Source organism: Enterobacter cloacae complex sp. P27C (assembly GCF_014895705.1).
Taxonomy (GTDB): domain Bacteria; phylum Pseudomonadota; class Gammaproteobacteria; order Enterobacterales; family Enterobacteriaceae; genus Enterobacter; species Enterobacter bugandensis.
The window spans coordinates 153,477-164,365 of the sequence record NZ_JADBQB010000002.1 but is presented as its reverse complement, the minus strand read 5'-3'; the positions used below and the strand labels follow the sequence as shown (position 1 = coordinate 164,365).

The 10,889-nt window shown below is 56.4% G+C and carries 9 protein-coding genes; 2 read left to right on the top strand and 7 right to left on the bottom strand.

Translation table 11 applies throughout. The annotated features are described in order from the left end of the window. Positions 1-188: 188 nt before the first annotated feature. The 7 genes from speFL to kdpF all read right to left on the bottom strand — a co-directional run bounded on the left by speFL (position 189) and on the right by kdpF (position 8,357). Positions 189-293: a leader peptide SpeFL gene (gene speFL, locus IM291_RS04220; RefSeq protein WP_003858645.1), complete on the bottom strand. Its 105-nt coding sequence runs from the start codon at positions 291-293 to the stop codon at positions 189-191. Positions 294-571: 278 nt separating this feature from the next. Then, complete coding sequence (kdpE, locus tag IM291_RS04215) at positions 572-1,249, bottom strand: two-component system response regulator KdpE (RefSeq protein WP_192986218.1); 678 nt, start codon at positions 1,247-1,249, stop codon at positions 572-574. Next, complete coding sequence (gene kdpD / locus IM291_RS04210; RefSeq protein WP_192971403.1) at positions 1,246-3,933, bottom strand: two-component system sensor histidine kinase KdpD; 2,688 nt, start codon at positions 3,931-3,933, stop codon at positions 1,246-1,248. The genes kdpE and kdpD overlap by 4 nt, the downstream gene beginning before the upstream one ends. Then, complete coding sequence (gene kdpC / locus IM291_RS04205) at positions 3,934-4,509, bottom strand: potassium-transporting ATPase subunit KdpC (protein WP_192986217.1); 576 nt, start codon at positions 4,507-4,509, stop codon at positions 3,934-3,936. Positions 4,510-4,521: 12 nt separating this feature from the next. Then, on the bottom strand, positions 4,522-6,570 hold the full coding sequence (gene kdpB, locus IM291_RS04200) for a potassium-transporting ATPase subunit KdpB (protein ID WP_028012370.1): 2,049 nt from the start codon (positions 6,568-6,570) through the stop codon (positions 4,522-4,524). A gap of 18 nt (positions 6,571-6,588) precedes the next feature. Beyond that, positions 6,589-8,268 carry a potassium-transporting ATPase subunit KdpA gene (kdpA, locus tag IM291_RS04195; protein WP_048999779.1) on the bottom strand — a complete coding sequence of 560 codons (1,680 nt, stop codon included), beginning with the start codon at positions 8,266-8,268 and terminating at the stop codon, positions 6,589-6,591. Continuing rightward, entirely contained in the window at positions 8,268-8,357 is a 90-nt protein-coding gene (gene kdpF / locus IM291_RS04190) for a K(+)-transporting ATPase subunit F (protein ID WP_014069365.1), read from the bottom strand. The genes kdpA and kdpF overlap by 1 nt, the downstream gene beginning before the upstream one ends. A gap of 309 nt (positions 8,358-8,666) precedes the next feature. Here kdpF and IM291_RS04185 point away from each other — a divergent pair, with 309 nt between their 5' ends. Together IM291_RS04185 and phrB are read left to right on the top strand one after the other, a co-directional pair. Then, a complete protein-coding gene (locus IM291_RS04185; protein ID WP_014069366.1) occupies positions 8,667-8,873 on the top strand; it encodes a YbfA family protein in 207 nt (68 codons plus the stop codon). A 597-nt stretch (positions 8,874-9,470) separates the two neighbouring features. Further along, on the top strand, positions 9,471-10,883 hold the full coding sequence (phrB, locus tag IM291_RS04180) for a deoxyribodipyrimidine photo-lyase (RefSeq protein WP_192986216.1): 1,413 nt from the start codon (positions 9,471-9,473) through the stop codon (positions 10,881-10,883). The last annotated feature ends 6 nt before the right edge of the window (positions 10,884-10,889 follow it).

The window sequence follows — 10,889 nt, the reverse complement described above, 5'->3', positions numbered from 1 at the left end:
CCGGAAAAAAAGCAATGGGTAGCCGCTGATTAAAATCAGTGAATTGCTTTTTTGATGATTGAAATTCAGTCCGCCCGGTGCGGATGAGTCTGAATCAAGATGAATGAGCGCACGAGCTCACAGGCAATTGCCTGTAAGTTAAGGTTTTTCAGGATAACCTGTAAGCGAGTGCGCCAGAAGTCGAAGGACTACCGGGCATTAAAGAGATGAAAGTCAAAGCAGTTTCGGTGGGCAAACATCATAATATGCGTTGTCCGCCTTATATGGGGCATTAAGCGATTGTTGTTTTCCATGTTTCATTTTCCTTTCAGTAATTGAAAGCATGGTCATTTTATCCAGGCAAAGACGATTAACCGTGAAGCAGATCACCATTAACCGATCATTTCAGAAATAATTAGTCGTTTTTGATGAATAATGCAGATCAAAATTCTGAATTGTTAGTGTCTCGTTAATAGATTGTGTTGTGAATGTTTGATGTGAGCGTAGATAATCAAAAAAATAACGGTTGGGATATTTGTGAAATATTTTCTGAGAGGTTTCGTTTTTATTTAAAAATAAATTGAATAGTTATTCAAAGCATAAACCGATAACCGATACCGGTTTCAGTTAATAAATGACGGGGGCGCGCGGGGTCAACTTCAAGTTTCTGGCGAAGATGTCCCATATATATGCGTAAATAGTGACTATGCTCCACCGCGTTGGGTCCCCACACCTGACTTAACAGCTGGCGCTGGGTGAGTACTTTACCTTGATTATTAAGCAGCACGGCGAGCAGGCGAAACTCGATTGGCGTGAGATGGATTTCTTCTTCACCGCGCACAATACGCCGCGCGGCCAGATCAACCCGGATATCCCCAAACGTATAGGTTGGGTCAGCAGGCGTGGTTGCGCTGTGGCGACGCAGGGCCACGCGCAGGCGAGCCTGTAGCTCGCCGATACCAAAAGGTTTTATCAGATAGTCGTCCGCCCCGGCATCCAGCGCGGCGATTTTATCCGTCTCTTCAGTACGGGCGGAGAGCACCAGAATCGGCATCTGGCTCCACTGACGTACCTCGCGGATAAAATCGATGCCGTCACCGTCCGGCAGGCCAAGATCGAGGATTACCAGGTCCGGCTTGCGGGTCGCGGCTTCAATTAGCCCCCGCTGAAGCGTACCCGCATCATGAACGCGCAGACCATCGCCTTCCAGCGCTGCGCGCAGAAACCGGCTAATGGCGATCTCATCTTCAACAATCAGAACGTTGATCACAAATCCTCTGGTAATTCATTCAGTTCCGGCGGGGTTTCCAGAGGAAGTGTAACACAAAAACGCGCGCCGCCTTCCGGACGATTCTCCGCGAAAATGGTTCCGCCATGAACATCAATTATTGCCTGACAAATCGCCAGCCCCAGCCCCACGCCCGGGATGGCAGACTCCTTATTGCCGCGTGCGAATTTTTCGAAAATAGCTATCTCCTGTCCGGCAGGAATGCCCGGCCCGGTATCCCAGACGTCAAGACGAAGCGTGCCATCGACCACCGTCGCATCCACCCCAATCCGGGCGCTGGCACCCGCATATTTGCCGGCGTTTTCCAGCAGGTTAATCAACACTCGTTCAAACAGCGGACCGTCAACGTGAATTAACGTCAGGGGCTCGGGCATGTTCAGCGCAATATGCCGCCCACCGAGGCCGGGTTCGAGCATTTTCAGCGCGCTGCCCACCACCTCTTCAAGCGTGAGCCACTCTTTTTTGAGGTTAAAACCGCCTGACTGGATCCGCGCCATATCGAGCAGGTTATTCACCAGACGCGTGGTATTGAGCACGTGCTGACGGATTTCGCTGGCCTGCATGGCGTGTTTTGAACCTTCCGCTGCCAGGTCCAGCGTCAGGATTTCCGACTGGCCAAACAGGACGGTAAGAGGTGTGCGCAGGTCGTGAGACAGCGCCGCCAGCAGCGAGTTACGAATGCTTTCGCGCTCGCTTGCCAGCCGGGCCTGCTCTTCGCTGGCGGTGAGGGCCAGCCGTTCCAGCGCGCTGGCAACCAGCAGCGTAAAGGTCTCCAGCAGTCGCTGCTGTTCGGGGATCATCAGCTGGCGCAGATTGGAGGGCTCCACGATAACCAGCCCCAGGTTTTTATCGGCGCTGCGCAGGGGCAGAATTTGATAGGGCACGCCGGGCAGGGTGTCGGTCCCTGCACCCGCCGGTAGCCCTTTATCAAAGCTCCAGCGGGTGATGGCTTCGTCCCAGGGCGTCATGCCCGAGGCCGACGTCAGCGGGCGCAGCTTGCCGTGATCGTCCGGGAGTAAAATCAGGTTGCTGGCATGAAAGGTCGAGCGAATAAACTGCTCGCTGGTCTGCACAATATCCAGCGGCGTGCGGCCCACCGCCAGCGATTTCGACATCTCATAAAGATGCCGCGTGCGCTGTTCGCGATAGCGGGCGATACGCGCCTGGTAGCGCACGCCTGCCGTTAAGTTACCTATCACCAGCCCGACGGTGAGCATCACGGCGAAGGTGAGGATGTACTGTACGTCCGAGACGGCGAGCGTCCCGCGGGGGGCAATGAAGAACAGATCGAAGCTGATGACGTTAATAACCGTCGCCAGTACCGACGGCCAGCGTCCGTAAAAGAGCGCCACCACTACCACGCCCAGCAGGTAGATCATCACCAGGTTGGCCGCGTCGAAGGCAATCAGCCATTTGCTGGCGATTATAGTGATCAGGGCGCAGAGCACGACGGCGACAAGGCAGCCGCGGAGCTGAATGCGCCATTTATCGCTGAAGGCCCGGCTGTCCGGCGCGCGGCTGGGGAGGGGAGCAGGTTTATCATCCAGCGCCACGATCACCAGGTCCAGATCCGGCGCGCGGCGGGCCAGCTTGTCGGCAAAGGATTCGCGGCTAAACCAGCGGCGATGCTGGCGGCGGCCAATGACAATTTTCCCCAGGTTATGCTCCCGCGCGTAGCGTAGAATGGCCTTATCTTCCTGCGGATCGGAAAGGGTAGCGGTTTCGGCACCCAGCTCCTGCGCAAGGCGCAGCGAGCTCAGGATCGCGCGGCGCTGGTTTTCGGGCAGAGCGTGCAGCTGCGGCGTTTCGACATACACCGCATGCCAGACGCTGCCAAATTTGGCCGCCAGGCGCGCGGCGGTGCGGACCAGCTTTTCATTGCCGCTGCCGTGGCCCACGCACAGCAGAATAGCATCCCGCGTGTGCCAGACGCGCTCCTGTCCCTGCAGGTCGCGCCAGGCGCGCATCTGATCGTCAACGCGATCGGCAGTACGCCGCAGGGCCAGCTCGCGCAGGGCAATCAGGTTACCTTTGCGGAAGAAATGTTCGATGGCGCGCTCGGCCTGGCCGGCAATATAAACCTTTCCTTCGTGCAGGCGCTGGCGCAAATCGTCAGGAGGCAGGTCAACCAGCACCACCTCATCGGCAGAATCAAAGAACGGGTCGGGCACCGTCTCGCGCACCTGAATGCCGGTCACGCCGCTGACCACGTCGTTCAGGCTTTCAAGATGCTGAACGTTAACCGTTGTGAACACATCAATGCCGGCCTCGAGCAGCTCTTCAACATCCTGCCAGCGTTTGGGATGGCGTGAGCCTGGCGCATTGCTGTGCGCCAGTTCGTCCATCAGGATAAGGGCGGGACGGCGGGCGAGGGCGGCATCAATATCAAACTCCGTAACTAAACGACCACGGTGGCTGATGCGGCGGGGCGGCTGGGTAGCCAGCCCCTTCAGCAGCGACGCCGTCTCTTTGCGTCCGTGGGTTTCAACCACGCCGATCAGAATATCGAGCCCCTGCGCCCGAAGCCGCTGGGCTTCCGTTAGCATGGCGAAGGTTTTCCCGACGCCCGCGCAGGCACCAAAGAAAATTTTCAGTTTGCCGCGATGGGCTTCAGCCGTCTGTTCAAGCAGCCTGTCCGGATCCGGGCGCATGGGCTCGTCGGTCATTTAGTTTTTCCTTAGCGCGTCCAGCGCCAGATTCAGCTCAACAATATTTACCACGGGCATGCCGATGAAGCTGACCAGCGGCTTTTGCGTGTGCTCTGCCACCAGCTTGCTCACCTGTTCCACGGTCAACTGACGGGCGGCGGCGACGCGCGGGATCTGCCAGTCCACCGCTGCCGGCGTCAGGCTGTAGTCCAGCCCGCTGGCCGAGGCGGTCACCAGCTCTACGGGCACCTCGCGGCTGGCCTGAGGATTGGCGGCACGCAGGGTTGCCACGCGTTCAGCGACGGCTTTGTCCAGCTCCGGGTTGCTGCCCGCCAGGTTACTGCCGCCGGATGCCATCGGATTATACGGGCTTTCGGCAGTGGCGGAAGGGCGTCCCTGGAAGTAGCGAGAATCCGTAAAGTTCTGACCAATCAGCCGTGAACCGCGGTTTTCGCCGTTTTGTATAATCAGCGAGCCGTTGGCCTGATCCTTAAACCACCACTGGCTCAGCGCGGTGGTTACCAGCGGGTACAGCCCGCCGGTAATGAGAGACAGCAGAATAAACAAAAGTATAGCGGGGCGTAACATCGTCATTTGATTCACCTTTTAAACCAGCCCGAACAGGGTCAACAGCAGGTCGATAGCCTTGATACCGATGAAAGGCACCACCAGCCCGCCCAGGCCGTAAATCCACAGGTTGCGGCGCAGCATGGCGGCGGCGGTCAGCGGCTTATAGCTCACGCCCTTTAGCGCCAGCGGAATAAGAAAGACAATGATCAGGGCGTTGAAAATCACCGCGCTCAGAATGGCTGATGCCGGAGAGTGCAGGTGCATCACGTTCAGCGCATTGAGCTGCGGATAGGTGGCCGCAAAGGCTGCCGGGATAATGGCAAAATACTTCGCCACGTCGTTGGCGATACTGAAGGTGGTCAGCGAACCGCGCGTCATCAGCATCTGCTTGCCGATGTGCACCACCTCAATCAGCTTGGTCGGGTTAGAGTCGAGGTCGACCATGTTGCCCGCCTCTTTTGCCGCCTGGGTACCGGAGTTCATCGCCACCGCCACGTCGGCCTGCGCGAGGGCAGGAGCATCGTTGGTACCGTCACCCGTCATCGCCACCAGACGACCTTCCGCCTGATACTGACGAATCAACGCCAGTTTCGCTTCCGGCGTGGCTTCGGAAAGGAAATCATCCACGCCCGCTTCGGCGGCAATCGCCGCGGCGGTAAGACGGTTATCCCCGGTGATCATCACCGTTTTAATGCCCATTTTACGCAGCTGGGCAAAGCGCTCTTTAATACCGCCTTTGACGATATCCTTCAGGGCAATTACCCCCAGCACGTTCGCGCCTTCTGCCACCACCAGCGGCGTGGCCCCCTGACGGGCTACGCTTTCGACCAGGTTGTCCACTTCAGGCGGGAAGTGGCCATTGTTGGCCTCAATGTGGCGACGGATGGCGTCAACAGAGCCTTTACGGATCATGCGATCCTGAATGTTAATCCCGCTCATTCGGGTTTGCGCCGTAAACGGCACGAAGGTGGCATGCAGGCTCTGAACGTCGCGCTGGCGCAGGTTAAAGCGCTGCTTGGCGAGAACAACAATGCTTCGGCCTTCCGGGGTTTCATCGGCAAGCGAGGAGAGTTGTGCCGCATCCGCCAGCGTTTTTTCATCCACGCCCGGGGCGGGTAAGAATTCGGACGCCTGGCGGTTACCGAGGGTAATGGTCCCGGTTTTATCCAGCAGCAAGACATCCACGTCACCGGCGGCTTCAACCGCACGTCCGCTGGTGGCGATGACGTTAGCACCGAGCATACGGCTCATGCCGGCCACGCCGATGGCCGACAGCAGGCCGCCGATGGTGGTAGGGATCAGGCAGACCAGCAGCGCCACCAGTACGGTGATGGTGACCGGAGTGCCGCCATAGGCGGAAAATGGCCACAGCGTCGCGGTTGCCAGCAGGAAGACGATGGTCAAGGCTATCAGCAGGATGGTCAGGGCAATTTCGTTCGGTGTTTTACGGCGTTGAGCGCCTTCCACCATGGCGATCATCCGGTCGAGGAAGGTTTCGCCCGGGTTGACGCTGCACTGGATCACCAGCCAGTCGGAAAGAATGCGCGTCCCACCCGTTACGGAGGCAAAATCACCGCCGGATTCACGGATCACAGGTGCGGATTCCCCGGTAATGGCGCTTTCATCTACCGATGCGCCACCTTCAATGACTTCTCCGTCGCACGGGATGATGTCGCCAGCTTCCACCAGCACCACATCACCTTTACGTAGTTCATCCGCCGGAACGTGGTCCATCTGCGCGCCGTATTTCGGTTCACGTAATTTCCGCGCAAACGCCGTTTTTTTCACCCCTTTCAGGCTGTTGGCCTGCGCTTTACTCCGGCCTTCCGCCAGCGCTTCGGCAAAGTTGGCGAATAGCACGGTAAACCACAGCCACAGGCTGATGGCCCCAGTGAACATCGCGTTTCCCGGCATGTGACCCGTCCCCATGGCAATCGCCAGTGCGGTGGTCAGGACGCTGCCGGCCCAGACGATAAACATCACCGGGTTGTGCCATTGCACGCGCGGGCTCAGCTTTTTGACCGCATCCATAAGCGCCTGACGAACTAACGTCGGTTCGAGCAGGGCCAGTTGTTTACGACTCATGACAAATACTCCGCAAAATCAGCGTAAAGAGAGAGTTTCCGCGACCGGGCCTAACGCGAGGGCGGGGATAAAGGTCAGGGCGCCGACCAGCAACACGGTGCCCGTCAGCAGGCCGATAAACAGCGCGCCGTGGGTCGGTAACGTCCCGGTGGTGGTCGGTTGGATTTTTTTATTCACCAGCGATCCGGCAATCGCCATTACCGGCACAATGATCCCGAAGCGGCCCACGAACATGCAGAACGCCAGCAGACAGTTCCAGAACGGAGAGTTGGCGCTTAAGCCTGCAAAGGCGCTACCGTTGTTGTTGGCGGCCGAGGAGACGGCATACAGCACTTCGCTAAAGCCGTGAATGCCCGGGTTAAAGATGCCGCTGCGTCCTGCTTCGGTCATCAGCGCCAGCGCGGTGCCGAGCAGCACAAGCGCCGGGGTGACCAGAATCGCCAGCGCGGTTAGTTTCATCTCGCTAACGTCGATTTTTTTACCGAGATATTCCGGGGTGCGGCCAATCATCAGACCGGCAATAAACACCGCCAGCAGCACGAACAGGAGCATGCCGTAAAGACCGGAGCCCACGCCGCCAAACACCACCTCGCCGATCTGCATCAGCCACATCGGGATCATGCCGCCCAGCGCGGTGAAAGAGTCATGCATGGCGTTCACCGCCCCGCACGAGGCTGCTGTGGTGACGACAGCATAAAGGCTGCTGGCAAGAATGCCGAAGCGGCTTTCTTTGCCTTCCATATTAATAGTGCTGTTCGCCCCAAGCTGCATGAAATGGGGGTTGCCGCTCCATTCAGCCCACATCACCAGCGCCACGCAGACCACGAAGATCAGCGACATGGTCCAGAGCAGTGTGCGGCCCTGACGGCGATCGTTGACCACATCACCAAAGGCGAAACAGAGCGCGGCGGGGATCAGGAAGATCGCCAGCATCTGTACAAAATTGGTCAGGGCGGTAGGGTTTTCAAACGGATGCGACGAGTTGGCGTTGAAGAATCCGCCGCCGTTGGTGCCGAGCATCTTGATAGCTTCCTGCGACGCCACTGGTCCCATCGGCAGGATCTGTTTTGCTCCTTCAAGCGAAGTATACGGGGCGTAAGGCAGCAGGTTTTGCAGGGTGCCCTGCTGAATAAAGAACAGCGCGATAAGCAGCGCAATCGGCAGCAGGATCCACAGCGTAATGCGCGTCAGATCCACCCAGGCGTTACCCAGGGTACCGATTTTCTGACGTGCAAACGCGCGCGTCAGCGCGAAAATTACCGCGATACCGCTGGCTGCAGAGAGGAAGTTCTGCACGGTTAATCCAGCCATCTGGCTGAAATAGCTGAGCGTGGTTTCACCGGCATAGGACTGCCAGTTGGTGTTGGTAACAAAACTGACCGCCGTGTTCAGCGCAAGATGCCAGGACAGGCCCGGTAACCGTTGCGGATTCAGCGGCAGGATGCCCTGCAGCATCAGCATGGCAAAAAGCGCAATGAGCCCAACGATATTCAGCAGCAGAATGGCGATCAGATATTCACGCCAGTTCATCTCCCGATCGACTATCCCCAGTACGCGCCAGATCCCTTTTTCAACGCTTCCCGTGCCGGGCAGGGGGACGTTGTTGATCAATCGCGCCAGTCCCGAGCCCAGTGGTCTTGCCAAAACGAACAATACCACTAAGAAGCTGGCAATAAGCAAAAACGCCTGAGCAGCCATCAGAATGCCTCCGCGTTAATCAGGGCATAGACCAGATAACCCAATAACAGGAACACCAGCACGATGCCGGCAATAAGACCTGCACTCACAATCCACCTCCGGGTGACTTTTGTTGTTGTGCTAACGGTAGGATTTATGGCGCAAAGATTTCGCAAAAATCAGAAGGGTGGGTGTAAAAAAAGTATAAAAATGGCAAAGCCCACAATTTAACTATTGATAAGTAAATCTTTAACTTTTTTGTAACTTAATTACGGCGTGAATGTAAATATTCGCTAAATGAATAAAAATAAGTGGTCGGATGAGTAGTAAAATTACACGCAAAGCGATATTATTTTATCCAGGTCACAGATTTCACATTTTCCGGAGAAGGTTTCCGGCCAACTACAGGGGAGAAAAATATGGATCTTTATAAAGAGTATCCGGCTCATATCGTGTTCATGCGTCGCACTTTCGCCGTAGTGGCTGGCGTGCTGGCCCTGCCGGTGATGCTGTTCTGGAAAGATCGCGCGCGTTTTTACAGCTATCTGCACCGCGTCTGGGCGAAAACCAGCGAGAAGCCGGTGTGGATGGATCAGGCAGAGAAAGCGACCTGCGATTTCTATTGATACAACGCTGACGCGTAGCCATAAAAAAACCGCCAATAGCAATATGGCGGTTTTTTTATCCCTCGGGATTCGCGGTCCGTTGGGTGGTCTTGCAGCCCCTACCCGGGATTTTTATCATACCCTTCTGTAAGAAGATGGCAATCCCTCGAAGTCTTTATAAATTCCTAATTTATTCGGGTATCTTACCTTTGTAGCGGATAGTAATTATGATGCTGCGTCCCTTTCCGCCATCTCGCAAATGGGCATCGGTCCTGGGAAAGGTGTATTTTCAGCCGTAAAGCAGCCCGCCTACCCGGGCTTGTGTCCACCGACTTATCACCGGTGGTGAACGGTGGAGCGGTTAGCAGCAGGGACCGCATAGTGAAACGCTATATATGCATCGCGTTCATTGTCGCCAGCGTACTCGTTGTAAAGAGTGATGAACCTAATGCGTTTGTTGCTTTAACCACGATAGCGCAGGACAAGTAGCTTTAAGGCCGCCCCGGGCGGCCTTTTTTATTTCATCCCGTCTACACTTCATGGCAAAGTAGTTCTATGCATGCTTTTTCCTTGTACGGCATGCCCTTATGGACATAATGGACAATAGCCTGGAGTTTTATGCCCACCCATCTGGTTTGGTTTCGCGCGGATTTGCGCGTACATGACAACATCGCTCTCGCGGCAGCCTGCCGCTCTGATGACGCCAGTGTACTGGCGCTATTTATCGCCACGCCTGAGCAGTGGCAGCAGCATGATATGGCTCCACGGCAGGCGGCTTACCTCAAATCACACCTGAACGAACTGCAGCACGCGCTTGCCGAGAAAGGCATTCCGCTGATCTACAAAGAGGTCAGCGATTTTACCGCGCAGCTTCAAATGCTGCAGGAGATATGCCAGCAGAACGGCGTCACGCATCTTTTTTATAACTACCAGTACGAACTGAACGAACAGCAGCGGGACCGCCAGCTGGAGAAAATGCTGGGAGAGGTGGTATGTGAGGGATTTGATGACAGCGTGATGCTGGCACCGGGCAGCGTTATGACCGGCGGTCACGAAATGTATAAAGTGTTTACGCCGTTTAAAAATGCTTTTGTTAAGCGCCTGAAAGAGGCGCTGCCGGAGTGCGTACCCGCGCCCGCCGCCAGAGGAGAGGCTATAACCGATCTCCCCGAATTAACGTTCAACTATCCCCAACGGGCATTTGATGAACTTCTGTTCCCTGCCAGTGAGAAGGCCGCTATTGCGAAGCTGCGCCAGTTTTGCAAGCAGGGCGCGGGAGAATACGACGCGCGCAGGGATTTCCCGGCAATTGAAGGGACAAGCCGGTTATCGGCCTGCCTGGCCCTGGGCGTGCTCTCTCCTCGCCAGTGTTTGCATCGTCTTCTGGCCGAACAGCCGCAGGCGCTGGACGGTGGTGCGGGCTCGGTGTGGCTGAACGAACTTATCTGGCGTGAATTCTACCGCCATCTGATGACGTACCACCCCAATCTCTGTAAGCATCGTCCGTTCATTCCGTGGACCGACAGCGTAAAATGGCAGCACGATGAGGCACTTTTACAGGCCTGGCAAAAAGGGGAGACGGGCTATCCGATAGTGGACGCCGCTATGCGCCAGCTAAATGAAACCGGGTGGATGCACAATCGTCTGCGAATGATTACCGCGAGCTTCCTGGTGAAAGATCTGCTTATCGACTGGCGAATCGGAGAGCGCTATTTTATTTCTCAGCTGATCGATGGCGATCTGGCTGCGAATAACGGTGGCTGGCAGTGGGCGGCCTCTACCGGCACCGATGCGGCTCCCTATTTCAGGATTTTTAATCCGACCACTCAGGGGCAAAAATTTGATGCCAACGGCGACTTTATTCGCCGCTGGTTGCCCGCGCTCAGGAACGTTCCTGAAAAAGCGATCCATGACCCGTGGGCATGGGCGGATAAACAGGGCGTAAAGCTCGATTATCCCCGCCCGATTGTCGACCATAAACAGGCGCGCGTCGCCACGCTGGCGGCGTACGAAGCCGCCCGAAAAGTTTGAGAGAAT

Coding starts and splice junctions, on each gene's coding strand:
- speFL (WP_003858645.1), bottom strand. CDS start 293: ATGGAAAACAACAATCGCTTAATGCCCCATATAAGGCGGACAACGCAT.
- kdpD (WP_192971403.1), bottom strand. CDS start 3,933: ATGACCGACGAGCCCATGCGCCCGGATCCGGACAGGCTGCTTGAACAG.
- kdpC (WP_192986217.1), bottom strand. CDS start 4,509: ATGACGATGTTACGCCCCGCTATACTTTTGTTTATTCTGCTGTCTCTC.
- kdpB (WP_028012370.1), bottom strand. CDS start 6,570: ATGAGTCGTAAACAACTGGCCCTGCTCGAACCGACGTTAGTTCGTCAG.
- kdpA (WP_048999779.1), bottom strand. CDS start 8,268: ATGGCTGCTCAGGCGTTTTTGCTTATTGCCAGCTTCTTAGTGGTATTG.
- IM291_RS04185 (WP_014069366.1), top strand. CDS start 8,667: ATGGATCTTTATAAAGAGTATCCGGCTCATATCGTGTTCATGCGTCGC.
- phrB (WP_192986216.1), top strand. CDS start 9,471: ATGCCCACCCATCTGGTTTGGTTTCGCGCGGATTTGCGCGTACATGAC.